The 25,887-nt window shown below is 41.4% G+C and carries 26 protein-coding genes, 1 pseudogene and 1 riboswitch; of the genes and pseudogenes, 12 read left to right on the top strand and 15 right to left on the bottom strand.

From position 1 onward, the window contains the following. Nucleotides 1-2 precede the first annotated feature (2 nt). Nucleotides 3-1,433, top strand: coding sequence for a sigma-54-dependent transcriptional regulator (locus OSJ91_RS02330; protein ID WP_485890915.1), 1,431 nt, complete (start codon nucleotides 3-5; stop codon nucleotides 1,431-1,433). A gap of 42 nt (nucleotides 1,434-1,475) precedes the next feature. On the opposite strand, the gene adhP is transcribed toward OSJ91_RS02330, so the two are convergent. Further along, nucleotides 1,476-2,489, bottom strand: a complete 1,014-nt coding sequence (gene adhP, locus OSJ91_RS02325; protein WP_342605667.1) for an alcohol dehydrogenase AdhP — start codon at nucleotides 2,487-2,489, stop codon at nucleotides 1,476-1,478. A gap of 312 nt (nucleotides 2,490-2,801) precedes the next feature. Between adhP and OSJ91_RS02320 the strand changes: the two genes are divergently transcribed. Beyond that, on the top strand, nucleotides 2,802-3,098 hold the full coding sequence (locus OSJ91_RS02320; protein ID WP_101224982.1) for a DUF3892 domain-containing protein: 297 nt from the start codon (nucleotides 2,802-2,804) through the stop codon (nucleotides 3,096-3,098). A gap of 81 nt (nucleotides 3,099-3,179) precedes the next feature. On the opposite strand, the gene OSJ91_RS02315 is transcribed toward OSJ91_RS02320, so the two are convergent. Next, complete coding sequence (locus OSJ91_RS02315) at nucleotides 3,180-3,992, bottom strand: hypothetical protein (protein ID WP_485890914.1); 813 nt, start codon at nucleotides 3,990-3,992, stop codon at nucleotides 3,180-3,182. A 137-nt stretch (nucleotides 3,993-4,129) separates the two neighbouring features. Further along, complete coding sequence (locus OSJ91_RS02310; protein WP_413015139.1) at nucleotides 4,130-4,651, bottom strand: YbaK/EbsC family protein; 522 nt, start codon at nucleotides 4,649-4,651, stop codon at nucleotides 4,130-4,132. A gap of 170 nt (nucleotides 4,652-4,821) precedes the next feature. Then, a riboswitch (PreQ1 riboswitch) is annotated at nucleotides 4,822-4,866 on the top strand. 6 nt (nucleotides 4,867-4,872) lie between these two features. On the opposite strand from OSJ91_RS02310, the gene OSJ91_RS02305 reads away from it, so the two are divergent. The 3 genes from OSJ91_RS02305 (at nucleotide 4,873) to OSJ91_RS02295 (ending at nucleotide 7,884) form a co-directional block, all read left to right on the top strand. Continuing rightward, the gene (locus OSJ91_RS02305) at nucleotides 4,873-5,358 is read left to right on the top strand and encodes a QueT transporter family protein (RefSeq protein WP_048686195.1); all 486 of its coding nucleotides are present in this window, start codon (nucleotides 4,873-4,875) and stop codon (nucleotides 5,356-5,358) included. Between the two features lie 123 nt (nucleotides 5,359-5,481). Continuing rightward, nucleotides 5,482-6,138, top strand: a complete 657-nt coding sequence (locus OSJ91_RS02300; protein ID WP_413015137.1) for a TVP38/TMEM64 family protein — start codon at nucleotides 5,482-5,484, stop codon at nucleotides 6,136-6,138. 114 nt (nucleotides 6,139-6,252) lie between these two features. Continuing rightward, entirely contained in the window at nucleotides 6,253-7,884 is a 1,632-nt protein-coding gene (locus OSJ91_RS02295; RefSeq protein ID WP_485890913.1) for a PAS domain S-box protein, read from the top strand. A gap of 51 nt (nucleotides 7,885-7,935) precedes the next feature. Here OSJ91_RS02295 and OSJ91_RS02290 read toward each other — a convergent pair whose 3' ends face one another. After that, a complete protein-coding gene (locus tag OSJ91_RS02290) occupies nucleotides 7,936-9,426 on the bottom strand; it encodes a cadherin-like beta sandwich domain-containing protein (RefSeq protein WP_485890912.1) in 1,491 nt (496 codons plus the stop codon). Nucleotides 9,427-9,727: 301 nt separating this feature from the next. Between OSJ91_RS02290 and OSJ91_RS02285 the strand changes: the two genes are divergently transcribed. Beyond that, a complete protein-coding gene (locus tag OSJ91_RS02285) occupies nucleotides 9,728-11,362 on the top strand; it encodes a copper resistance protein CopC (protein ID WP_485890911.1) in 1,635 nt (544 codons plus the stop codon). Between the two features lie 18 nt (nucleotides 11,363-11,380). Continuing rightward, nucleotides 11,381-12,043, top strand: a complete 663-nt coding sequence (locus OSJ91_RS02280) for a YcnI family copper-binding membrane protein (RefSeq protein ID WP_350301036.1) — start codon at nucleotides 11,381-11,383, stop codon at nucleotides 12,041-12,043. Between the two features lie 46 nt (nucleotides 12,044-12,089). Here OSJ91_RS02280 and OSJ91_RS02275 read toward each other — a convergent pair whose 3' ends face one another. From OSJ91_RS02275 to OSJ91_RS02255, 5 genes and pseudogenes are all read right to left on the bottom strand, one after another. Continuing rightward, entirely contained in the window at nucleotides 12,090-13,088 is a 999-nt protein-coding gene (locus OSJ91_RS02275; protein WP_034306043.1) for a S8 family peptidase, read from the bottom strand. 333 nt (nucleotides 13,089-13,421) lie between these two features. Then, nucleotides 13,422-13,499, bottom strand: a pseudogene (locus OSJ91_RS02270) (SEC-C metal-binding domain-containing protein); the annotation flags it as partial. A 622-nt stretch (nucleotides 13,500-14,121) separates the two neighbouring features. After that, nucleotides 14,122-14,691, bottom strand: coding sequence for a nitroreductase family protein (locus tag OSJ91_RS02265; RefSeq protein WP_350301034.1), 570 nt, complete (start codon nucleotides 14,689-14,691; stop codon nucleotides 14,122-14,124). 11 nt (nucleotides 14,692-14,702) lie between these two features. Beyond that, nucleotides 14,703-15,875, bottom strand: coding sequence for a toxic anion resistance protein (locus OSJ91_RS02260; protein WP_309079306.1), 1,173 nt, complete (start codon nucleotides 15,873-15,875; stop codon nucleotides 14,703-14,705). Next, nucleotides 15,872-16,528 (bottom strand): 5-bromo-4-chloroindolyl phosphate hydrolysis family protein, encoded by a 657-nt coding sequence (locus OSJ91_RS02255; protein WP_350301033.1) that lies wholly within the window; start codon nucleotides 16,526-16,528, stop codon nucleotides 15,872-15,874. Before OSJ91_RS02255 ends, OSJ91_RS02260 begins: the two co-directional genes overlap by 4 nt. A 354-nt stretch (nucleotides 16,529-16,882) precedes the next feature. On the opposite strand from OSJ91_RS02255, the gene OSJ91_RS02250 reads away from it, so the two are divergent. Continuing rightward, nucleotides 16,883-17,215 (top strand): hypothetical protein, encoded by a 333-nt coding sequence (locus tag OSJ91_RS02250; RefSeq protein WP_350302769.1) that lies wholly within the window; start codon nucleotides 16,883-16,885, stop codon nucleotides 17,213-17,215. A 334-nt stretch (nucleotides 17,216-17,549) separates the two neighbouring features. On the opposite strand, the gene OSJ91_RS02245 is transcribed toward OSJ91_RS02250, so the two are convergent. The 3 genes from OSJ91_RS02245 to OSJ91_RS02235 are packed head-to-tail and all read right to left on the bottom strand — an operon-like array spanning nucleotide 17,550 to nucleotide 19,276. After that, nucleotides 17,550-17,777 (bottom strand): hypothetical protein, encoded by a 228-nt coding sequence (locus tag OSJ91_RS02245; protein WP_350301032.1) that lies wholly within the window; start codon nucleotides 17,775-17,777, stop codon nucleotides 17,550-17,552. A 48-nt stretch (nucleotides 17,778-17,825) separates the two neighbouring features. After that, complete coding sequence (locus OSJ91_RS02240) at nucleotides 17,826-19,103, bottom strand: ammonium transporter (protein WP_413015127.1); 1,278 nt, start codon at nucleotides 19,101-19,103, stop codon at nucleotides 17,826-17,828. After that, entirely contained in the window at nucleotides 19,100-19,276 is a 177-nt protein-coding gene (locus OSJ91_RS02235) for a hypothetical protein (RefSeq protein WP_241663407.1), read from the bottom strand. Before OSJ91_RS02235 ends, OSJ91_RS02240 begins: the two co-directional genes overlap by 4 nt. 528 nt (nucleotides 19,277-19,804) lie before the next feature. On the opposite strand from OSJ91_RS02235, the gene OSJ91_RS02230 reads away from it, so the two are divergent. The 4 genes from OSJ91_RS02230 to OSJ91_RS02215 all read left to right on the top strand — a co-directional run bounded on the left by OSJ91_RS02230 (nucleotide 19,805) and on the right by OSJ91_RS02215 (nucleotide 22,580). Continuing rightward, complete coding sequence (locus OSJ91_RS02230; protein ID WP_101224998.1) at nucleotides 19,805-20,008, top strand: DUF1657 domain-containing protein; 204 nt, start codon at nucleotides 19,805-19,807, stop codon at nucleotides 20,006-20,008. A 234-nt stretch (nucleotides 20,009-20,242) separates the two neighbouring features. Then, nucleotides 20,243-21,247, top strand: coding sequence for a stage V sporulation protein AD (gene spoVAD, locus OSJ91_RS02225; RefSeq protein ID WP_485890910.1), 1,005 nt, complete (start codon nucleotides 20,243-20,245; stop codon nucleotides 21,245-21,247). 235 nt (nucleotides 21,248-21,482) lie between these two features. Further along, nucleotides 21,483-21,689 carry a DUF1657 domain-containing protein gene (locus OSJ91_RS02220; protein WP_101225000.1) on the top strand — a complete coding sequence of 69 codons (207 nt, stop codon included), beginning with the start codon at nucleotides 21,483-21,485 and terminating at the stop codon, nucleotides 21,687-21,689. Between the two features lie 30 nt (nucleotides 21,690-21,719). Continuing rightward, entirely contained in the window at nucleotides 21,720-22,580 is an 861-nt protein-coding gene (locus OSJ91_RS02215; RefSeq protein WP_485890909.1) for a DUF421 domain-containing protein, read from the top strand. Between the two features lie 9 nt (nucleotides 22,581-22,589). Here the strand turns inward: OSJ91_RS02215 and OSJ91_RS02210 are convergent, their stop codons facing one another. The 3 genes from OSJ91_RS02210 to OSJ91_RS02200 all read right to left on the bottom strand — a co-directional run bounded on the left by OSJ91_RS02210 (nucleotide 22,590) and on the right by OSJ91_RS02200 (nucleotide 25,830). Continuing rightward, a complete protein-coding gene (locus OSJ91_RS02210) occupies nucleotides 22,590-23,111 on the bottom strand; it encodes a YitT family protein (RefSeq protein WP_413015119.1) in 522 nt (173 codons plus the stop codon). A gap of 320 nt (nucleotides 23,112-23,431) precedes the next feature. Beyond that, complete coding sequence (gene rlmD / locus OSJ91_RS02205; protein WP_350301027.1) at nucleotides 23,432-24,802, bottom strand: 23S rRNA (uracil(1939)-C(5))-methyltransferase RlmD; 1,371 nt, start codon at nucleotides 24,800-24,802, stop codon at nucleotides 23,432-23,434. 452 nt (nucleotides 24,803-25,254) lie between these two features. After that, nucleotides 25,255-25,830, bottom strand: a complete 576-nt coding sequence (locus OSJ91_RS02200) for a GNAT family N-acetyltransferase (protein ID WP_485890908.1) — start codon at nucleotides 25,828-25,830, stop codon at nucleotides 25,255-25,257. Between the last annotated feature and the right edge of the window lie 57 nt (nucleotides 25,831-25,887).

Here is a 25,887-nt window from a genome sequence, read left to right as displayed (position 1 = left end):
AGGTGGTTCATTTACTTGTGGTAGACGATGAGAAAGAGGTTGGGACTTTTCTATCCCGCCTTTTTACGATGAAAGGTTACCTCGTACAAGTTGTGAATAGCGGCAAGGAGTTTCATGAGATCGATTGGAATCAACAGCGTTTTGATGTCGCAATGATAGATTTGAAGCTTCCGGATTGTGATGGGCTTTCCCTCCTTCAGCATCTAAAACAACTGCAGCCGCGGTGCAAGGTACTGATCATGACCGGATACAGCACCGTCAAGACCGCTGTTGATGCAATGAAGCTCGGCGCGAGTGATTACATGGAAAAACCCTTCGTGGATATTGAAGTACTGGAAAGGCAGATTGACAACCTATTGAATGAAAATGAAGCTTTGAATCAGCATTTCATCCATAAGCTAGCCGAGGATTCAGGACTCATTGTCGGTGAAAGTCCTTTAATGAAGAATTTGATTGAAACGGCTTTCAAGGTGGCCCAAAAATCGGTCAATGTATTAATTGAAGGAGAAACTGGAAGCGGTAAAGAAGTGCTTTCCCGCTTCATCCACATTGCCAGTCCCCGGAACCATGAACCTTTTATCGGCATCAATTGTGGAGCGATCTCTGAATCCCTGCTGGAAAGCGAATTATTCGGTCATGAAAAGGGAGCTTTCACAGGAGCGACCCAGCTGCGAAAGGGTTTTTTCGAAATTGCAGGGAACGGGACGCTTTTCCTTGATGAAATTGCGGATGCGAGTCCCGCCATTCAAGTCAAATTGCTTAGGGTTTTGGAAACACGGGAATTCATGCGGGTTGGCAGCAGCGGGACATTACGGACGAACGCCCGGTTAGTGGCGGCCTCCAATGAAAATCTGCAGCAGGCAGTGGACAAGAATAAATTTCGGGAAGACCTATTTTACCGACTTAACGTCGTGACTTTGGATATCCCGCCATTAAGGAGCCGAAAAGAGGATATTCCGTTGCTTGTCCGTCACTTGGTTGAGAGAAATGGTCATGGAGATATTTCTTTTTCGAATGAAGCCATTGAAAAATTACAGCAATACAACTGGCCAGGCAACATACGCGAACTTTCTAATGTGGTCATGCGCACGCTAACTCTTGCAGACAATAAGGCGGTAATAACCGCCAATGATATCTCACTATCCAACAGCCAGATCACTCCTGACAAAATTGTGTCACCTAATGAGATTCAGTCAACTGAAAACCTTCTTGAAGAGTGGCGAAAAAGGCTGGTGGCTGACTTTAATGAGAAGGATGAACTGATGCTTGAAGAAATCCTTACGGAAATCAAACAGCTTCAATCAACAATTGGAAAGGAGCTCGTCATGCAGGCACTGCAAAAAACCTACGGCAACCGGAATGAAGCTGCCAAACGCTTGCAGATATCCATAAGGAAATTGCGCTATATATTAAATGAGAAGAGCCAGACATAATAAAAAGAAGGATGCCCCGTTCCAGGGCTTCCTCCTCTGTTCCTATTCTAGCGTCAATACGATACGTCCGTTGATTTCTCCCTTTTCCATCATGGAAAACACGTCATTGATTTCATCAAGCTTTCTTGTTTCAATATTCGTTCTGACTTTTCCATCAGCCGCAAATTGAACAGCTTCCTGTAAATCTTTTCTCGTCCCGACGATGGACCCTTTTACAGTTACCCCATTTAACACTGTATCAAAAATCGGGATTGGAAGTTCATCATTCGGCAATCCGACTACGACAAGTGTGCCGCCCCTCTTGACTGAACTGTAAGCCTGTTCGAATGCTTTTTTCGTAACCGCCACAGAAATGGATGCCTGCACACCGCCAACCTTATCCTTTATGGCCTGTACAGGATCGGTCTTAAGCCCATTAACCGTGTAATCCGCCCCCAGTTCCGTTGCCAGATCAAGCTTATCATCTTGAATATCGACAGCAATAACATTAAAGCCCATCGCTTTTGCGTATTGCAGGGCAACATGTCCCAATCCGCCAATTCCATAAACCGCTACCCAATCACCAGGTTTTGCTTCTGATACCTTAAGCGCCTTGTAAGTCGTTACACCTGCACAGAAAATCGGTGATACCTCCGCAAAGTCAAGCCCTTCAGGAACCTTCACCACATATTTGGCAGGTGCTTTACAATATTCCGCATACCCGCCGTCCACGGAATAACCTGCATTCAATTGATCCAAGCAAAGCGTTTCCCTTCCAGTCAGACAATATTCACAATCGCCACATGCCGAATAAAGCCATGGGATCCCAACACGGTCACCCACTTTCAAGGAAGTTACGCCTTCTGCCACCTTTTCTATAATGCCCACACCCTCATGTCCGGGGATTAGCGGAAGTTTGGGTTTTACCGGCCAATCACCATGTACCGCATGTAGATCGGTATGACACACGCCACAGGCTTTAATTTTCACTAATATCTCACCATACTCCAATTCCGGGATGGGTACTTCTTTAATCTCAAGTTTTTGGTTAAATTCATTGACGACCGCCGCTTTCATTGTCTTAACCTGTTGTTTTGCATTTACAGTGCTTGCCCCTTGTTTTACATTCATGATTCATTTTCCTCCCTTAATCCAGTGGATATTATTTCTTGCTACTACTTAAACTTGCACTACTTAAACCTGCTACTACTTACTTAAAATAGATGCAAGTGCCATGCCACTGTAAAAAGGCCAAGAAGACAGCATTCACTTAAAAAAAGTGCCGAAAAATCGGCCCATTTGGACGAAATAACGGCTCAAGTTGGACGAAATCCGGTTTGTATATTGCAGAAAAAATGGCTCACCCTATAAATAGGAGGTGTCCAAAACATGGACCAATTTGAAAAAGCCTATGAATCATATAAACAGCAGGGAACACCGCAAGCAAACCAACCTGATTCAGCAGGAAAAGAAGAAATCATCGCCGTAAGGAAAAATGAAGAGGACAATATTATCGCCATCAAGACGAACTCCGGCCGCGAACTCGACTACCCCACAGCCCTTGCGGAAGCAAAGGCGGGCAACCTGGCCAATGTTGACGTCTTTCATAAATATGGACGTGACATATTGCGGAGTGAGCCCGATGGGATAAAGGAAAATAACCTGGATCAACTGCCGGAGTTTTGAATTTTCGGGGAGACTGCCTGATATGGGCAGTTTTTTTCTGTCTGGATGAGCTAAAAAAGAACCAGCATGATTAGCCGGATCTTATTTTTCGTAAGGATAGGATTCAGAGATTTCGAGCAGTCGGCCGCAGGACTCGACAACCTCGATGATTTCCATCCATGACATGTCCAGACCCAGTTCATTAGCATGGGAAATCTTATCCCGTAATTTCCGGATGGCGTTCGCATCCTTCTTCCCTTTACTTTTCGAAGGGATTTGGAAGAAGCACCTCAATTCTTTATCTTTATGTATAATATCGAATTTATCACTGATTTGCAGGCACTCTATTATATTGATATCCTCATTTTTATCGATTCTCCTTCTATATAATTCGGTTGCCTTTTCTAAACGGTCTTCGCTGATCATTGGATACCAGCTGCCATCGCCGAATCTATCCAGGATGATATCACTCATCCTCATTTCCAATAAGGTAATATATCCGAATATCAGCATCCTGATCGGAGGCTTTTGAAGGTCGGCATGGGTAATCAACATTTTAATTGAATTATTCTCTAATACGAACACCCTTGTTTTATTCTTGAAAATATGGAGAAGCTGGATCAAAGGGGTTGAATCCGAAACCATTTCCCTTGGTGAAAATCTTTTTAAATATTCAGAAATACTTCCTTCACCTAGTTCTTCCCTTTCGATATACCCGATGATTTCCCCTTGATCTTTGACTGCCAATATATCAAAATTCTTTTTTTCCAATGCTTTCTGAATATCCAGAGCCAGATCATTTTTATGGCAAAACTCAAGCTCCTGGGCAATGCTCTTAACCGTTATATTTTCTTCATAAAGAGTTTTAAGACTAAGATAGCTGCTATTGCTTTTTCTTTCGCTTCCATTTAACATCTTTCAACCTCCGCTCAGGAACACTTTCTGCCCGTTTTCCGCTTTAATCATAGAAATGCATGCGGCCCCCACAAATAAAGTCCACTGCAGTGGACTCAATCCCAATCATGTTAATCTAATTTTTTGGCACCCATTGATCAAATGCCATCAACTGCATTGCCTACCGCCGTTTCCTCATTCTCCTTTTCTTCCCAACCCTTACAAACATCCACCCAATCCTTTGCACCTGAATATTCAAACAATTCAGCGAGTGTAAGTTCTATTGCAGAGTTCGCACTGCCGCAAGCCGGGAACAATGACTCGAAGCGCTTCATCGATACATCAAGAAAAACAGCTAAATCGTTTGCCAGACCAAACGGGCAAACGCCTCCGATTGCATGACCGGTCTGTGCAAGGACTTCTTCAGGCGAAAGCATTCGTGCCTTGAAACCGAATGTCTGACGAAATTTCTTATTATCCACTTTGGCGTCCCCTGCGGCAACTACCAAAATTGCGGGTTCACCTTCCCCTTTAAAGGAAAGAGTCTTAGCAATCCGCGCTGGGATAACACCGATGGTTTCCGCTGCCTCAATCACCGTAGCACTCGATGTTTCGAACTCCTTTACGTCGCCTTCCCGATTCCATTGTTTAAAATGGCTTTTGACACTCTCGATCGACATTTTATATTCACTCCTTTGACGTACATATTAAAATAATATCATCCTTCATTGCAATAAATCAAAATCCTATTGTGCTACTTCTCCTGCTTGGAAACTAATAAATTAAAACCATTCTTTACAAATTGACGAAACAAGCTTACATGAGATACTATTAAACATCGGGTAAACGCCTACACGTGGTTCGTAACCATCCCACGATAAAAAACTAGGGAGAGAGTAAAATGAATGTTCGTACACTCGTGATAAACGGGTTATTGGCTGCCTTGTATGTGGCGGTCTCATTGGTGTTTAAACCAATAGCTTTTGAGATGTTCCAATTCCGTGTACCGGAAATGTTGAATCATCTGATTGTATTCAATAAAAAGTATATCTACGGTATCGTTGGCGGAGTCTTCATATCGAATCTGCTCTTTTCACCGATGGTACCATATGATTTGATTTTTGGGGTGGGGCAATCCCTGCTCGCCTTATTGCTTGTCATTTATGTATCTCGTTTCATAAAAGGCATTAAAGGACGGATGATCGCCACGATTATCTTTTTCACGTTCACAATGTTTTTAATTGCAATTGAACTGAACCTTGCCTTTGGCTTGCCATTCTGGCTAAGCTGGATGACTACAGCTGTCGGTGAGTTCGTTGTCCTCCTAATTGGAGCGCCAATCATTTATGGAATGAACAAAAGAATTCAGTTTGAAAAGTGGCTTTAAAAGGAATCTTCGCGCCGTTAAGCCACTATAATGGAAAAGAGCTGTCTGCATGATGCGGCAGCTCTTTTTTTTCACCAATGAACTCGAAAATGATAAACTATTAGTAAGAATGGTGGTGGCCCTTTGAAAAAAGTCCTGACCATAATCGGTCTACTTGTAATTGCAATATTTATATACTCTAATGCAGAGCTGTTCACATTAGTTTGGAAAAGTGACCTAGATTCTGTTATTAGCATATTGAAGGAAAACCTTTTGCTTACATTTATTGTGACATTCGTATTGATGTTTGTACAAAATTCTTTTACAATCATCCCCTTAATTTTGCTCCTGACTATCAATGTCACGATATTCGGATTCATATATGGCTATCTATGGAGTTGGTTTACAAGTGTGGTTGCCTCAGGATTCATTTTTTATGCAGCAAGAAACTGGTTTCAGGAGCTTCTCTTAAAGAAGGTTGGCGAAAAATGGCAAGAAACCGTTGTGGAGCATGGCTTCATGTACGTTTTTACAGGCAGGATTTTCCCGCTTATCCCAACAAGCTTAATTAACTTGGCAGCTGGAGTCAGCACTGTCACGTTCAAGGATTTTTTATTAGCGACGGGGCTTGGCAACCTTATATACTTTTTCTTCCTATCGCTGATTCCCTATGGACTGCTATCTGTTGAAATGAACCAATATACGCTAGCTGCACTCGCACTCCTCTTCTTACTATTTTTCATTATCTATAAGCGTGCAAAAAAGAAAAAGAAACTTACCTTCTTCAGAAAAAACAGGTGACCACATTGGCCCTGTTTTTTTATTTAGGATTCTGCATATATTTTTTTCCGATAGTTTGTTAAAATGTGTATGTAATTTTACCTTTGAAATGTCTTAAAATCAGGGAGAATCTCCATGTCCAAACGCTCCATCTTAGCAATATATATCCTTTCCGGGATTCTTACATTAGTCGTGTTCGACTATTTTTTAACTACAAATATCCAAAATAAAGAGGTCTTTATTCAACTTCAAAGAGTGGAAGGCTTTGTTTTCCTTTTATCAATAGGCTTGGTCTTATATCTTTATTTAGCTAAAAGGGAAGAATTCAAACGATTAAAAGAAGCGGAACAACGCCGGCGTACACTCATCAATTCAATGGTGGATTTCGTTAACTTCAAGGATGGTGATGGCCGATGGCTTGAATCCAATACCTTCGGGCTGCAATTATTTCAATTGGAGCATGTAGATTATAAGGGAAAAAGAGACAGTGAGCTCGCAGAATACTCGGAATTTTATAAAGAGTCGTTGATCTACTGTGAAGTTTCCGATGAAGAAACGTGGGTAAAAGGGGAAATCACACGGTGTGAGGAAATCATCCCTCTTCCCGATGGCAATCACAAGACATTTGATACAATCAAAGTTCCCCTGTTCAATGAGGATGGTTCACGAAAAGGCTTAGTCGTCATTGGCAGGGATATTTCTGAAAGGGTTGTCGCGGAGAATCAATTATTCGAAAGTGAACAACGCTATAAATCATTGTTTGAACACAACCCATATCCGATGCTGATGCTTGATTTAAACGGAATAATCACGACCGTGAATCCTAGATTTGAAACGGTAACAGGCTTTCAACAGGAAGAAATACATGGAGCCTCATTCATTAATTTGAACTTCTCAGCAGAAGACGCGGAATTGATCCGTACATCTTGCCAATATGTCATGGAAAACCATAAGGGGATCAAAAAAGGGAAAGATATAGAATTCCTGACGAAGTACGGGAAGTCCATCTTACTTTCTTGTACGTTTGTCCCGATGATGGTTGGCGAGGATTTAGTCGGAATCATTACTTATGCTAAAGAGGTCACTCAAATCCGGGAAACCGAAGCACGCTTAAGAAGAACCGAAAAATTATCGATAGTCGGCGAACTTGCCGCAAGTGTGGCCCACGAGGTACGAAACCCGCTGACTTCTTTAAAAGGTTTCGTCCAGCTGCTTAAAAAGAGCGACCATCCCTATGAACAATACTACACAATCATGTTAAGTGAGTTGGACCGGATCAATCTTATTGTAAGCGAGTTACTCGTTCTGGCAAAACCACAGGAACTTCCATTCAGCAAACATCAAATCATCGACCTGATGAATGATGTCAAAACCTTGTTGAAACCAGAGGCGGACTCGTACCCCACCCAAATATCAATATCTGTTAAAAACGAAATACCGCTTCTTTTATGTGAGGGAAACCAATTAAAACAAGTTTTCATAAACATGCTCAAGAATTCGATGGAGGCATCCGCCGATCACATTTGGATTGATTTCGAACGCATGGACAATAACCTTTCCATCACCATCAAAGATAATGGAAGCGGAATTGAAAAAAACCGGATAAAGCATCTTGGAGAACCTTTCTATTCTTCTAAAGAAAAAGGAACCGGATTAGGACTGACAGTCAGTTGCCGAATCATCGAGGCGCATCGGGGAAAGGTCCGCTTTAACAGCGAACTAAACCATGGAACCGAGGTCCAAATCATTTTGCCCATAAAATTATGAATCCGAGGACAAGCCTAAACCTTGTCCTTTTTTGCAGGATTCAGAACGATCCTATTTAAACAGGGAGGTGAAGAAATCCTTTATATTCCCAAAGAATGACACAGTCTCGACAGGCTGTTCCACATTAACCTGGCCTTCTGTATCATTGGATGTATCGATCACTTTCTTGCCAGCCGTACTCATTTGTGTTGGCTCAACTTCCATCTCTTTTGTTTTGACATCATCCACGGTTTCTTCCTCATCCATCTCCACCTCCACATCCTTTTCGAAAACCAGGACGTAAGTCCGGCGCTCCCCATCCTTTGATACGGTAACGGAAATGGCCGTCTTCGCTTTATCCTTGATCTTCACTTGTTTACTGCTCTCACCGTCATATTCAATCGTTGCTCCGCTGGCATTTGTCGATGCATCCATTTCGACTGAAGAAATATCATTATCGACCTCGATATGATAGGTATGCTCATTAGATTCAAAAGATTTGTTCCATACTCCGGTTGATACAGTCAGATTGTTCAACACTGGTGCATTATTGCCTTCCTCGCCTAAAGAATCTGCTGACGCTACCTTCTCTATAGAATCCGTTTTAAGTTTTTGTGTTGAATTACTTTCAATTTGCTGTGCTTTCGGCACTTGGCTGACACCACTGCTTGGTTTTAGATTATTGGAGGATTCCGCTGATGTTAAAGGTGATTTACTCCCCTTATCCGAGGATTCTGCTGATGTTAAAGATGATTTATTCCCCTTATCCGAGGAAGGTTGAGCTTTACTTGTTTCTGTTGATGGCTCCTTTTGAACTTCACTCTCTTTAGGAGCATCATTCGATTCGGTTTCCTTGGCTGCAGCCCGTGTAATCGTAAGCGTATAGGTTTTTTCATCTCCATTTTCTGCTGTAACGACAATCTTCACCGTTGTCTTACCGACTGGAAGGCTAACCTTTACACCGGCACCGGTAGCATCCTTTCCATTCACCTTTACAATTGCGGTACTGTCACTCAATGTCGGAGTTACCGTAACGGACTGGACTTCATTTTCAACTGAAGCATTATAAGCTGTCACTTTAGAATCGAATGTTAATGAGCCTTTTGATAATCCAATCGATGTTAAAAGGTTATCATCACTTTCAAGTTTTTCGACCTTGAGAGTATAGGCAACCGTTTCATTTTCCCCATCGCTGACAGTGATTTCAAATGTATTCAGACCTGTTTGAAGAGTTAAATCCTTCACTTTACCATCTGTCATTTTTACCCCATTCACGTATATGGCTGCATTCTCGTTAGGGCTTGCTGCAAGCAATGTGATCTTTTCCACATCATCCCCCACTGCCGAACTATAATCGTGTACATCTTCCGAAAATTTTTGATCCAGTTCTATCCCTTCTATTTCTAGCTTTGAAAGACTATTTACCGTTTGTGCCTCTTCCTGAATGACAGACGCGCCTTCCGCCGCCCATGCCTCGGGCATATAAGTGGATGTCCCCATCCCCACAAGAGAACCAACCAAGATCACCTTAACGCTTTTTTCTTTTAACCCCTTCTTTAGCAAAGCCTATCCCTCCTATAATTCCTGCAAACATGATAGGGCCAGGTTACCAAAGGAACCTTAATTATTTCTTAATGTATTTTTCGGAGGATACCTATTAATGCTTTGGTGCAAAGCGGAATCCCCAACCAATACTATGGTTATAATGGAGGGAGGGAGGCAGGTCATCTAACCTTATTGTTATCACTTTTCTAGCGAACCTCTTAAACTGCCTTTAGATAACTAATTTATTTTCACTGTTTTTTCACATTTTCCTTTTATAATAAGCTTACATAATTTGATGAAAGGATGATGGCACACCAAGATGAAAAAATATTTTTGGCTGGTAGTCAGCCTGTTCGTTTTGCTTTTAAACCCGGCAATGGCTTTTGGTCATGCTACAATAATAAGCTCTAATCCTAGCCCGAATGAAGCAATGGATGCTCTTCCTGAAAAAATCAGCATTCAATTCAGTGAGAATATACAACCAGCCTTCCATTCGCTTGAGGTATTCAGCCAAGATGGGGACAAAATTCAAATCCAAGACAGTGCAATCTCGGAACAAAGTGAAAAAGTACTGGAAGCTAAGTGGCAGGACACTATCGATGAAGGGATTTACTACATTAAATGGAGAGTGGTTTCGAGTGATGGCCATCCCATCGAAGGAACAATACCCTTTCAATTCGGAGATTCAGCTGGTCTTTCAGACCAAGAAAATTCCGAAGTGAGTGCAAGTTTTCCGAATTCCATCAATGTAATCCTGCAAAGTCTTCAATACATATGCTTCGCTGCCCTAACCGGAATCCTTTTTTTCAGATTATCGTTAATGAAGGATTCTCGACTTTTTGAAGCTAGCAGAAGAACTCGTCTATACCTTTGGCTTTCATATGCAGGTTTAGCATTTTCCATCTTCTGCAGTCTGCCTTTAAAAGTTACGATTGATGCTGGCGTAGGTTGGACTGATGCATTTAAAGTTAGTTATATTAAAGAAGTATTGAATGCTACAAACTTTGGATCGGTCTGGATCATTGAAATTCTAATATTGCTGCTTCTATTTTTAGTGATTTATTTCATGCTCGAGAACACCCTGAATAAATCACTACCTTACCTTTCTTTCATCATAATTGCCTGCTTGATGATTTGTAAGGCTTTAACTGGACATACAGCAGCCGTTCCTAATCAGGTTCTGGCCGTTTTGATGGATTTCCTTCATTTATTGTCCATGGCTTTATGGCTCGGTGGCCTTATGGCCTTATTGGTGATTTTGCCTGGGCTAGCTAATCGTCAGGCAGTCCAAGAAGATAAGAGAACGTTTTACTGGTCGATCATTTCAAGGTTTTCCAAATGGTCATTTCTGTTTGTAATCATACTGATTGTCAGCGGGATATATAGCAGTTTACAGCATATACCGACTATCCATTCATTGTTTAACACAACATATGGTCAATTGTTACTAGCGAAAATCGGTCTCATGTTAGTCATGATCGTTTTAGGAGGCCTTCATTTTCTCCGAGGGAGAAAGCAAACGAAAAAACTTGGTTATAGTGTGGGAATCGAGTTTTGTTTAGGGATCGTCATACTTGTCGTTGCAGCTCTGCTGACAAATGTCCAAACTGCCATGTCATCTCCCGGGCCTATCGAAAAGACGTTACTGACTGAAGAAAATAATGAGGTTACATTAATGGTGACCCCCAATGAAGTCGGGGATAACCTGATTCAAGTAAACCTTTCCAATGAAGGCAAGCCAATTGCTGATATAGAGCAGCTTACAATCACAATGCAGCCATTGGATACGCAAAATGGTGAAATAAAGCTGCAGATGAAGGAGAAAAACACAGGTACATTTACATCAAAGTCTTTATTAACCATGCCAGGAAAGTGGAGTATCCATGTTCACGGATTAACTGAAAGCCTGGATTCAATCAATGCTGATTTTATAATTTTCATAGGAAATTCATAACAGGAGGGATTAATACCAATGAAAAACATTTCAAAGCTTCTTATTTTTACATTTGCTGCACTATTCATTTTTTCCGGTTCAGCGTATGCTCACGTTACAGTCAAGCCTAGTTCATCAGCACCTGAGGCGTGGGAAACTTATACAATTAAAGTACCCGTCGAAAAAGAAACTGCCACTACAAAGGTGACTTTAAAAGTACCTGAAGGAGTTACTTTTGAAAGCTATCAGCCTGTACCGGGATGGAAAGTAACGACAGAAGGTGACAAAGATGGGCATGTAAAAACGGTAACTTGGGCAGCAACTGACGAAGGAATAGCAGCTGGACAATTCCAGCAATTCTCTTTCGTAGCACAAAATCCTAAAGAAGAAACGAATGTTGCCTGGGATGCATTTCAATATTACGAAGATGGTGAAATTGTTGAATGGAGCGGTGAAGAAGGCTCAGACCTACCGCATTCTGTAACGGAAATTACGGTTGCGCCCAAGGCTGATGCAGAACCTGCGGACCATGGTCACAAAGATGAAGCTGACACTAATGATTCCACGACAACTGACAATTCAAAGGAGTCAGCAACAACAGAAGGTGATAGCAACCAAACGCTGATCATCACCCTGGCTGTCATATCACTAATTCTTTCCATTGTAGCGCTTTTAGCAGCTCTAAGGAAAACTAAAAAATAATCATTATGGAAGGGTGCCCCAATTTATTGAGGCACCTTTTTCTTTTCTAATATTCCATGACAACCGATTTACTCGGTAACTTAAGGTTTTCTGATTCTATCGTAATCTTAATTGATTTTTCAGCTCTTTGTTCCGTTATCGTTAAGTTAAGCAATCCATTTCCCTGTGCTTTTTTGCTTATTCCCAGATCTTCCGTACTTTTCACCAGCTGTGCATATAATTCCGCTTCAGTTAAATTGCGCTCAAATTCCTTTTCAGCAATCACTTTCAAGAGAGCTGCTGCACCGCTTACATGAGGCGTAGCCATTGACGTTCCGCTCAACCTCGCATATTTATTTCCTGGATACGTAGAGAGAATATCAACCCCTGGCGCCACCAAGTCAATTTCATCATTTGTATTTGAAAAATCCGCTAAATTTCTGCTTAAATCCACAGCCCCGACTTCCACTACCTCGGGATATGCTCCTGGATAATCCAATTCATCCGTTTCATGACGCCCATCACCGCTATTTCCAGCTGCACAAACAACAAGGATATCGTTCTGAAGGGCCTTTTGAATGAGTTTGTGTTCAGTCTCATCCGGAGGTCCGCCAAGTGAAAGTGAAATGACCGAAACCTTTTCTTCATTAGGTCCCCGCCAATTGATTGCATACTCTAGAGCCCCATTAATCCAATCTATATCGCCTTGTCCTTGACCATTTAGGGCCTTTAACGCTAATATGCTTGCTTTCGGAGCCACTCCCACTACACCAGCATTATTAATGGCAGCCACAACCGTACCGCTGACATGTGTCCCATGTCCGTTATCATCTTGATAATCCCCGGTATTGGTAAAATCCTTCCCGCCAATGATTCTTTCCTTGAGGTCTGGATGTCCCTTGTCAATGCCTGTATCGATGACGGCAACTACCACGCCCTCACCATAACTGCTTTTTTCCCAAATCGCCGGTGCTTTCACAAGTTCGACACCCTCAGGAATCTTCTCTTTCACCGTTTCCATTACTTCAAGAACTTTGTAAGGTATTAATCTTTTTTCTCTTGTCATTTGATTACCCCTTCCTTCGTTCAATAAGTTAAACTGCCATCAGTGTGGGGATTTTCATCCCGTCTGGTTGCCGTCTACCGTTGAAAGAGATGAGATCAAAAAACTCTTCTCTCTTATATATACCAGATTTATGAAAATAAAAAAGAAGTTTTCGGAAAATTCCGTCTAAATAACTAGTTTTTATTTCTTTTTGTGTTATTATCTGGTACTCTTATTATAGAACAAACGTTCTATAAATACCACGTTTTTTTATTCATTATTCAGTTTTTTTTCAAGCATGCGCTTTTCCAATTAAAAAAGAAGCGACTCCGAATCGAGTCAGCTTCCAAAATGTTAAGCTGCACCGCAGCATTTTTTGTATTTTTTCCCGCTTCCGCATGGACAAGGTTCATTTCTGCCAATGATCGGTTCTGCATGAACATGCGGCATTTTAGCTGCCTTTGCACTTTCCATGATAATTTGCGTGCCTTTTTCCTTCATTTGCTGATACCGCTGTTTAAATAACTCCATTACATCTTTACTGTGCTTCAGCGTATCTTCCGCGATATCCATCGCCTTTTGCTTGGAAATATTATAATCCTCCAGGACAAACTGATTATCCCCGAAAGAAACCCTCACTCCAAAATGCTGTCCCGCCTGTTTATTTCCTTTAAGCTCCTCAACGAATTCAAGGTATACTTCCTGGCAATCACAAGTCTGATGCATGCAATAATAATCATATATCCAATACGATTTATCTTCGTACTTACTCTTTAAAGCAATGCCATCCTCAACGCCAAATACATCCAAATATTTTATCGCTTTTCCATCGAGTATCTCAAATGGATCAATCGTTCTCATCTATAGACACATCCTAATTCATCAAAATTTATTCTTCCTATGTATTGTACAACCTAATTCATCAATCGTCACTTGAAACGAAGCCTGACAAAGCCAAATCGCTTTCATTAAATGCAGATTTAAGGAAGCCTTATTGAAGGCAATAAAAAAAGCTGCATCAGTATCTATAAACTGATGCAGCCCTCTCAATCTTTCATCCGATCCATGTGGTCAATTCATCAATCGATGTTCTCTTGGCAGGTTTCGGCTCCATGTCAGGATAACCCAAGTATATGAAAGCCAATACCTCTCCCTTAGAGGATAAATTGAAAAAATCACGGACCTTTTCATGATACGTTATTTTCCCCGTTCTCCATACTGCTCCCAAACCTAGAGAATGTGCTGCAAGTAGCATGTTTTGGATGGCACTGTTCACTGCCGCATATTCTTCTGCCACAAGGACATTATTCTTATCACTAGGCTCTATGCCCACCGCGATGATGACTGGAGCCCTTAATGGATTCTTTTTTTGCCGTTCGAGCTTGCTGATTAAAATTTCAGGGGTATCATCAGCATTTTCCATTCTTGTGATTTCTTCGAATACCTGGCCAAGTTTATTTCTTCCTTCTCCAGTCAATACAAAAAAACGCCAAGGCTCCGTTCGATGATGATTTGGTGCATACGTTCCAGCTTCAATGATTTGCTCAATCATTTCCTTAGGTACCGGATCTTGCTTAACGATTCCAATGCTTCTTCTCGTTTTTATAGCTTCGATAGTTTCCATGTTATCTCCCCTTATCCCTTTATCTCTAATAGTTTCTGTTTCAGTTCATTTTCCATTGATGCCAATTCCTGTTCGGCTTGCCGGCGTTTATGCCTTCCTTCTTCTTGAATCCGCATGGTCTCCTCAAGCGTGGATATCAAGTTAGCTTGAGTTTTCTTTAATGTTTCAATATCGACAAGTCCGCGCTCATTTTCTTTTGCAGTTTCAATGGTATTCGTTTTCAGCATCTCGGAGTTCTTCAATAACAAGTCATTTGTAGTCTTGGAAACCTGTTTTTGTGCTTCTACAGCATGCCTTTGCCTGATTAGGGTCAATGCAATCGCAACCTGATTTTTCCAAAGCGGAATCGCTGTCATGATCGAAGATTGGATTTTCTCGACTAGTGCCTGATTCGTGTTTTGGATCAGCCTGATTTGCGGTGCGCTTTGAATCGTGATTTCACGACTCAATTTCAAATCATGAAGCCTTTTATCCAACCGTTCAGCAAATTGCAGCATATCATTGACTTCTTGAAACTTCATTTGATCATTGCTTGATTCAGCGGACTTCCTTAACTCCGGAATCGTTTTCTCATGAATTTCTTCGAGTTTGATTTCCCCAGCTGCAATATATACATTCAATGCCTGGAAATATTCCTTATTCGTTTCATATAGCTTTTCAAGGATTACGATATCCGATAACAGGATATTCTTGCTCCGATCGAGTTTTACGCTGATTCGGTCAATTTGGGCCCCTGTTTTTTGATACTTGGATAGCACCTCCTGTACAGATCCCGAGAGCTTCCCGAACATACGCGCAAAAAATGAGGGCTTATCCGGTTTTAACTCATCCGGGCTCAGCTCGTTTAACTTTTTCATTAAATCATTGATAATGTTGCCCACTTCACCCACATCTTTTTTCTGGACATGCTCAAGCATGGAATTAGAAAAGGTCAGGAGCTTTGATTGGGCGGGTGTACCATAGGATATCATCGCCTGATGATTCGTTGGGTCGATTTGTTCGGCAAGCTGATAAGCCTTTGCCCTGTTCTCTTCAGGAATAACATCAATCAGTTTAACCGGTTTCGCTTCCTGGGAAGATACTTTCTCAAGCTCCTGCACCCCATCAAATGGATTGGCTAAAAGGTCATCGATCAAACTGGCATTATTCGTTTTATTCAACAGGTTTGGATCATTGTTATTCATTTTAACCTCCTGCTTTCATCAATTACTTGTGACTCTTTTCTCGTTTTAATAGATTGCTTAGCAACATCCAATTCGAAGTTAAGGTTATCGATATCATCGGCAATCACTTTATATAAATCCTTTTCTATCGTATTAGTGAGCTCCTTTAAGGTTTTACGAGTCTCCGTTAAGGAGAGTTCGAGTTCCCTATTCTTTTTTGGCTGCTGTGCTAAAAAAACATATTTCTCCGCAAGCTCCATGGCGGAATCCAGATGAGAGTAATAAAATTGTTCCGCCTGGTAAAACCGCTTCGGTTCTTTTTTCGTCAGACTATATATTTTCCTGATCATTTTAATCATATCTTTCCTCTGTTTGAAAGAAGAGATATGCCTGACAGAGATTAGTGCTTTTTGCACCCGCCATATCTTCGGTTTTGCTTCAGTTAAATTTTTCTTTATATATTGATATTCTTTTCTCGTCAATTCATGTTTTTTGAGGTATCTTGATGAAAAATAAACGGAACTTAGCCAGTATGCAAGTACCCCTCCTGCTAAAGATATGACAACGGACAGGGCAAACGGTTGATTCAATGCAAAATAGCTAATCATCCAAACCGGCAAAACCATTGGAAATGCAATCAATATCGGAACAAAATCAGCAAGAAATCGATTCATTATCATTACACTCCTGACTTACACTCTTTTCTTTATATACGGATTATCCTTGGAATTGGTTTCAAGATGGATAAAAGAATTTCTCCTATCCTAAACGATATAGGAACCGGATGGTTTCTGCAAATTTATTGAAATTTTTTCTGTTAATTACCTCTTCTTCCCATTCATATGGGCTAACGCCTAGTCACTTCACCGGAACTGACATAAGTTATAAGGTATCCATCCTGATTTTAAAAAGGAGAGTTGACCATGAATTCATACGGATTTTATCCTTATCCACAACAAAATGGAAATCATCAGTACTTTGAGCCTAATTTTAACCCATATTTCCAACAGCCTGAACGATTTGATTATATGCCACAGCAAGATTGGAACTTTCAGCAGGTACAAGAAAATCCATATAGCCAGGTGCCTGAGCAATTCGATATTGAAAGGCAGCCTCAACAACTTGAAAGAAGAATCCGGGAACTTGAGCGTCAAAATGAGCGTCAAACGAGGGAACTCAATCGGCAAAACCAAGAAATCACGCGGATAAACCGGGAAGTGAACCGCATTAACCAGGAAATCTCCCGGCTAAGTCAAGCAGACCAGCGACATACGAATAGGTTAAACAGGCTTAATCAAAGACTTCGGGCAGTGGAAAGAAACCTAAACATCCCCTTCACCGCTACAGATGATGGTTTTTAAAGATAGCTGGAGCTCATTATGGGCTCCCGCTTTTTTATTTTTTCCATGCTTTTATTGAAGGTGGTAGTCAGTTCATGAGATTTAATCAAACGATTGATTAAATCTTTAAAGGTCCGCTAAACCCTTGTCCGCGTTACTTAAACTCTTAAAAGAACACCTTTTCGTTTACAATCATGTTTTCGCTGCCTTAAATATGATTCCTGCTATCTTCTTTAAAAATGGCACTGAATAAAAAGTAAATAGGAGTCAGATTCCCGGTCCCAATCCCTTAAATCGTTTAAAAAAAAAACAAAAAAAGAACGGAAGTCATCCTTGCACTCCCGTTCTTTCCCGTTTACAACATTATCCGTTTCAACTTTTCGTTTCTTGATTCCTGTTCCTCCTGGGGAGACAAGTCATACTTCTTCAATAGATGAAAAAGTTCATTCAATGTTTCCTGCGAATTCCCTTTTTCCAGATATCGATCTAATGTTTGACTTATTTCGCTTGGTAAAAATGTCTTTTGACTCTCAAATTTCAGCCTGACATCTTGCTGCGAATGATTAAGATTGCATGCACCCATTTAAAATTCACCTCTTACTTATCTTGATTCTATCTTGTATTATAGTCATTACCTTGTCAATTCTTCATCCTGCTTATAGTAGTCCTCTACCTTGATGAACTCCGGCGAGGTGTGTGTGGCCATGATGCCATGATAACTGATATCCAATCCGAGTTCTTCTTCTTCTTCAGTGGATCTAATAGGCAGCCAAACATTTATAATTTTAAAAACGAGCCATGTCAATGAAAAGCCCCACATACATAACACCGCTAATCCTAATGTTTGAACTCCGAGCAAATGCCATCCCCCACCGGCGAACAATCCGTTTTCAGTGGAGAAAAGCCCTACCGCGATCGTACCCCACATCCCTGATGCCGCATGAACAGGAAAGGCACCAACCGGATCATCGATTTTTCGGGCTTCCAGCCAATTCGTCGCAGCTAACATCAACATTCCAGAAACTGCACCAATCAACAATGCCGCCAGATCACTAACGAATGCACAGCCAGCCGTAATCCCGACAAGACCTGCAAGTGAGCCATTGATGACGGAAGGTGCATCCGAACGTCCATATCTAAAAAGTGTATAAAGCAAGGTCGCCGCTCCCCCTGATGCAGCTGAGAGCATCGTGACAATGGCAATATGGCCAATGCGTCCATCAGTAGCTTGCAAGGTGCTTCCTGCATTAAACCCAAACCAGCCAAACCATAAAAGAAATGCCCCAACTGATGCCAGTGGGAGATTGCTCGGCAGTGAAATGGAGCTAGTCCCCCGTGAAGTGAATTTTCCTGCTCTCGGCCCAATAACAATGGCAGCCGCAAGTGCAGAAAAACCGCCTAGTGCATGAATGACCGCAGACCCTGCGAAGTCCTGCATGCCCAACCCGCTTAACCAGCCACCACCCCATACCCAGTGACCGGCAATCGGATAGATGAATGCCGTCATCATTACGACAAAAATAAGATACGCCCGAAAATTGATCCTTTCTGCAACGGCTCCCGAAACGATGGAAATGACGGCGATGACGAATGCCCCTTGAAATAACCAAAATGCATCGATGGAAATCGTAAGGTCGATATGCGACAAATCACCTTTCAGCAGAAAGCCGCTTGCTCCAATAATACCAAATACATCCGCTCCATACATTAAGCCAAAACCAACGACGAAATAGCAAAGCGTTCCAATCGTAATATCGGCAAAAACCTTCATGATGATGTTCACATTATTCTTCGTACGGACGAACCCTGCCTCCAGTAAAGCAAACCCGCCCTCCATCAATAGAATCATGGCTGCTGTCAGAACCACCCAAATCGTATCCAAGCCAGCGTTTAACGTTTCTAGAGTCATCTTGGCGTTCCCTCCGCTTTCTGCCAGGCCATTATTTCTTTAATGATGTCTGATGGTAAATTCATTTCCCGTTTTTCCGGTTCAGCTTCAAGTAAACCGATCATCTCATTTAAAAAAGCGACCTTCTGTTTTATTTTCTCGATTTGTTTATATCTATCTTTAACATTCACCAAATGCTCAACTGCCTGGTGATGACTTGGGGCACGCCCTGTAAAAAAACGTTTAAATGGTGATAGGGATTGATACCAAGCTTCCTCAGCTCTCCGTTTTTGCTCATATTTATGAATTTTACCTTTGATCGATTCAATTTCCGACTCTTGTTTGCTTTTGTGGAATAGCAGTCCTTTTACAACTTCTTCAGATGAAATTTCAAAAACAACCCTACTATATAAATCATCACGAATATAAATGTCATATCACCTCACGTAATCACGTTATGTTTTCTCATTATATTAAGAATTCTGAATTCAGTCAATAATTAAACAATAAAACCGATTTGCTTAACTAAAAGGCGCGGATAATATTAATAACACTTCTGCCTGTTCCCCTTCATTAATCAAACGTTTGATTAATGGAATGAGCTTGAAGAACTAAGTTTTATAATGAAATTACACTTCATTTCCTAGAGAAATTTTGGAAGGTATATTTAATCATTTTTTCCTTACTCTAATAAAGCAGTTACAAACTAGGGAGGTTCATATATGACGGTAATAAATGATGTCAAAACAACTTTAGCCGGGCTGAAAAGCGCTCAAGCGAGCTTTGAAACCTTCGCCCTTTCAACAGATAACGAGCAAGCCAAACAACTGTACCAGCAAGCTGCCCAACAAACACAAACGATTGTGGACAGCATCACTCCTCGCATAGAAGAGATACAAAACGAGGAACCTCAATATAAACAATAATCATTCATATAAAAAAGGTTGGTTAAGGCAACCAGCCTTTTTTATATCCATTCATTTCTTTTCTGTATCAAGCGTTTTTCCGTCCTTACCGGACTTGTGGTGTATTGAATTGGCGGTAATGCAGCTATATCCGTAAGGGAATGGCACCAATATAGTCAAACTGGCAGAAGCATTTATGTTATTACTTGGTTTTACCTTAGCACTGACAATACTCATACATTGGGGTGGTTTATAATGCTTACGGGGCATCGCACATGGGTGTTTGAACAAAAGCCTGTCATCGTCTCCACAGGAACTGTCGGCGGTCCATTTGAAGCAGACGGTATGCTTGCGGATGATTTCGATCTTCTCCATTCCGATTTATGGATAAATCAAGATACCTATGAAAAGGCACATAAAGTCTTATTGGAAGAAGCGAGCACAAAAGCAATCGAAAAGGCTGGTCTTCAGAAGGAACAGATTCAATTTTTCCTTGGAGGCGACCTTATCAATCAAATAACGCCTACTAGTTTTGCCTGCCGAACACTGGGAACACCTTATCTCGGCTTATTTGGCGCCTGCTCCACCTCCATGGAGGGATTGGCGCTTGGTGCTTACCTTGTCAATACCAAAGGAGCAGAGTACTTATTGACAGGAGCATCAAGTCATAACGCCGCAGTAGAAAAACAATTCCGCTACCCAACTGAATACGGGGGGCAAAAACCTCCAACAGCCCAATGGACCGTTACAGGAGCCGGCGTGGCTTTATTAAGCAGTGCCGGGAAAGGCCCAAGGGTAACTTCGGCTACGATAGGCCGTGTCATCGACATGGGCCTCACTGACCCTTTCAATATGGGAGGTGCCATGGCCCCTGCCGCCGTTGATACGATTGAAGCCCATTTAAGAGAAAGAAACCTCGATCCATCTTATTATGATTTAATAGTGACCGGGGATTTAGGAAAGATTGGACATGAAGTTTCTTTGGAATTATTTAATAAACACGGCACGCCGATTAAAGAAGCGCAATATAAAGATTGCGGTTTAATGATATACAGGGATGGTCAACCGGTCCTGGCCGGGGCAAGCGGCCCAGGATGTTCCGCAACGGTCGTTTATGGCCACTTATTAAATCGCATGAAAAAGGGAGAACTAAAGCGATTGCTCGTCGTGGCTACAGGTGCTCTATTATCTCCCCTTTCCTTTCAACAAAGTGAGACGATACCATGCATTGCCCATGCCGTATCGATTGAATATGAGTGAACCACAACCATGATTTACTTGTGTAACGGGACAGATAATGTTTGAAGTATTCAACCAGACGCCTGCTCATACTGGATGAACATTCTTGGCTGCGGAGATTGTTTCGGAAGCGTTAGCGGATGCGGAAAAGAATGGATTGTTCGGCTGTTGTCGCTCGCATGTTTGAAGTAACCAGTGCCTGGATAACAGCCTGGAGTGTTCCGACCCATAGACCTAAAGATTAGGAGGATGCTGCATGACGATAGCTTCCAATGTCAAACAATGTGTCTCTAGCCTAAAAGGAGTTGAAGCAGGTTTATCCAGCTTAGCACTACGGACACAAGATGATGAATCTAAACGCATCTTGCATGAAACGATGCTGGTGGTGAATGAAGTTATTAAGGATGTACAGAAGCGCGTAGGCGAGTTAGAAAGGGAAGAACCGCAATATAAAGGTTTTTAATAACCATGATCAATCAGGGGGTGTTTGGTAATGCCGGATTGGATAGAAATTGTTTTACGTTCATTATTCTTTTTAATTGTTCTTTTTTTGATCACTAAAGTGTTAGGAAAAAAACAATTGTCCCAGCTTTCCTTTTTTGAATATGTAACGGGCATAACCATTGGTAATGTTGGGGCAGAATTAGCTACAAAAGTGGAAGGCAATATTATACATGGCGTACTGTCCATTCTCGTTTTTGCCATAGCACCCTTCATTGCAGGATTAATATCCTTAAAAAGTAAAACTTTTCGTGACCTTATTGAAGGAAAAGCAACGGTATTCATCAAAGATGGGAAAGTCATGGAAGATAATTTAAAAAAAGAGAAATATACCATCGATGAATTGTTAGGATTGCTCCGGAAGAAGGATGTCTTCGATATTTCTGAAGTTGAGTTTGCCTTATTGGAAGCCAACGGGGATTTTTCAGTCATGTTAAAGAAGCATAATCAACCTATAACAGCCAAGGACCTTAACTTGTCTGTAGCTGCAGTAAAGGAGCCACAAACCATCATTATGGACGGCAGCATACTTGATGAACCACTTTCCACGATTGGTCTGAACCGAAATTGGCTTCATACTGAACTGGATAAGTTGGGTGTACTCCTAGAAAATGTGTTTCTTGGTCAAGCTAATTCTAACGGAGAATTAACTGTGGACCTTTATGATGATAAGCTTAAAGTTCCTTCCCCTCAAGAAAAACCTCTTTTGCTCGCGACCTTGAAAAAATGCCAAGCGGACTTAGAGTTGTTTGCCCTTGGAACTGAATCAAAGGAAGCTAAAGAGATGTTTAGCAAAAATAGCGAAAAGCTGCAAAGGGCAATAGATGACGTAGCCCATATCTTAAGGAACTGATTATATTTTTCATTTCCTCACTTTCATAAGCGAAGTGATCAGTCCAATGATGACGATCGTCACACATGAAAAAAGAAATATTTCGATACCTAAGGTGAATGCTGCAGCTGAAATGATTAGTGTATCTATGACGATAATCGCCAAAGCAATATCCATGGAGGTAGATTTTGAGATGATTTTAGCTAACATATCCGTTCCCCCGCTGCTTGTCTCATATCGAAGCATGAGTCCTATGCCCATCCCTATGATGGCACCGCCAATCAAAGAGCTTGTAAGTATCGAAATGGAAAAGACCTTTTTCAATGGATTAAGCCAATCCATAAAAAGGGATGTCAAAAGCAATCCGTGAACGCTGCTATAGAAAAAAGACCGTTCATAGTACCAGGCATATAAAAATATTGGAATACTAAGGATCAACATGGATAGCCCCGTTTGAAAACCAAAGAAATAATGAAGGATAAGTGCAATCCCAATAACGCCGCCATCTATTAAATGATGGGGAACTAAAAAACCATTGATTCCAATGCCCACCAAAAAGCTACCAACGATTACAGCCACCGCTTTTTGAAAATTAATAAAATCACCTTGCCTCCCAATTCATATATTTCTTACTATATGTCCAAGTCAAAGCGTCAAGAATAAACATGCAAAAAAAAAATCTCCCTCCCTTCCCTTCAAACTAATTACGGTAAAAAGGTCCCGGTCATTTAGACCGGGACCACAGTTTGTAGGGAAAAGTGAGTCTAGGGAGACCCGCGGAAAGCGAGTGCCTTGAACGGAAATCAACGTCCAAATTGTACAAGCCATAAAAAAACTGTAGGCCCAGTCAATTAGACCGGGCCCACACTCAATCATTTCAACTCTAATAACACTACATTTTCAACATGTGTCGTCATTGGGAACATATCGACAGGCTGGATATCAACTGCTTTATATCCGCCTTCTTCCAATATATGAAGATCACGCGCTAAAGTGCCTGGGTTGCATGATACGTATACGACTTTTTTAGGTTTCATCTCGATGATCGTATTCAGAAGGGATTCTTCACAACCTTTGCGAGGCGGATCCACAACGATGACATCCGCAGTGTTGCCCTTTTGATACCATTCAGCAATAACGTTACCTGCGTCGCCGACCATGAATTCTGCATTTGAGATTTCATTCAATTCAGCGTTGCGGCGTGCGTCTTCAATCGCATCTTCGACCACTTCGACACCGATCACTTTTTTCGCCTTTTTAGCTACAAATAAAGAGATGGTTCCAATGCCGCAATAAGCATCTATCACCGTTTCTTCACCGGTCAGTCCTGCATATTCAAGAGCTTTATCATAAAGGACTTTCGTTTGGTCTGGATTGATTTGGTAGAAGGATTTTGCTGAAATCGCAAATTTCACATCACCGATCATATCATGGATCACTTCGTCGCCCCATAGTACAGTCATTTTATCGCCCAAGATAACATTCGTTTTCTTGGAATTCACGTTTTGAACGATGGATTTCACTTGCGGAAGACGTTCAACGATTTCCTTCACGATGGTTTCGATGAAAGGGATACTTTTCGTTCTTGTAACAAGAACAATCATTAATTCGCCTGTTTGCTTGCCATAACGGGCCATTATGTGGCGCAATACACCTTTATGTGCCTCTTCATTATAAGCAGGGATACCAAGTTTACTGAAAATCTCTTTAACAACTTGAACGGCTTCATTGATCACTTCATTTTGGATAATGCTTTCTTTCGTTTCAACGATTTCATGTGTCCGCGGTTTGAAGAACCCTGCTATTAGCTTGCCATCCTTTTCACCAACAGGCACTTGCGCTTTATTGCGATAATGGGTTGGATTCTCCATCCCGATGATCGGGTGAACCTTCACATCCTCAAGTTTCCCTATGCGTGTCATCACTTCACGCACTTGCTTTTCCTTGAATTCCAACTGTCCTTCATAGCTCATATGCTGAAGCTGACAACCACCGTATTTAGGGTAATCTTCGGTCGTGACCTCAACACGGTAAGGACTGTTTTCGATAATCTCCATCAAGCGGCCGAAGCCATAACCCTTATTAGCTTTCATCACTTTAATTTTTGCTTTTTCACCTGGAAGGGCGCTCTGAACAAAGATCGGGTAGCCATCGACTTTAGCGACGCCAGCCCCTTCATGTGTTAAATCTTCAAATAAAACCTCTATAATATCATTTTTAGCAACTGGTGCTGTTTTTTTCATATCATCTTCTCTTTTCTTTTTTATGCTAGCCTGTATTTTACCACAATAGAGGCCTTGTCACAAAACCACTCACCAATTTACCTTGGTTTTCATAAAAATATAGTGGAAGGAATTACGGATTTTTCATAGTTCCATGAATAAAAGTTCACTAAAAAAAGAAAAATAAGGAAAAACAGATGAGGTGAGGAAATGGGTTTATTTAACTCTATATCGGCCTGGAATGCTACAAGGTTAGAAAAACATCGTGCAAGTATGGAGGAAAAAGGCCTCTGTCCGGATTGTTACGGACGTGGATACAGCTCCTTCGTACCTACGGAATATCATTTTTCCGATATACACGACTGTCCCGGCTGTAACGGCACCGGTGCTTACGCTGATTGGGCCGCCATGAATGGACAGCAAATGTAATCGCATACAGTGCCAAATTTCAAATGAGTAAAAAGGACCCCCTGTTAAACAGGAGGTTCTTCTATTTCCTTTACCATATAGCGAAATTCATGGCCGCTAATCAAAATGGTTTTAATTTCCACATACCCCAATCTGCCATAGAGACGATTCGCCGCTTCATTTTCCTTTTCAACGACTAAAGAAACCCTTGGATATCCCTTATGTTTAGCGTATCCCTCAACATATTGAATCAGTGCACTGCCAATACCTTTTCCTTGAAAATCCGGGTCGACGGATACTGTATCCAAATAAAAGTCTCTCATTTCCGCTTCCTTATCGATCGTAACGCTTGGGTCTTTCATCTTCATCCTTAATTGATTCACTATCGGTTCATCCAAGCTTTCGGCATCCTTGCCATGGTAAGCAATGATCAATCCAGATACTTGTCCATCATGTTCACTGACAAGCGTATTTTCATAGCTGACCCGATTCCCACTTTTCCTGAACAAATCGGCAAGAACGGAAAGTATCTTTTCTTCTTCCGTTTCACCTGTCAAAACCTCTGCAATTTCCTTAATCGCTAACCGGGTCAATACGGCTGCCTTTTCCGCATCCTCCGGTGTCGCTTTCCTGATATACATGTTTGTAATTCTCCTTGCTTCATTAAACTGAAAAGGCCACAAGATTCAGTGGCCTCT

This window comes from Bacillus sp. T-10(2022) (genome assembly GCF_056502895.1).
The sequence above is the reverse complement of the archived record's forward strand: the minus strand, read 5'-3'. Positions and strand labels throughout refer to the sequence as shown.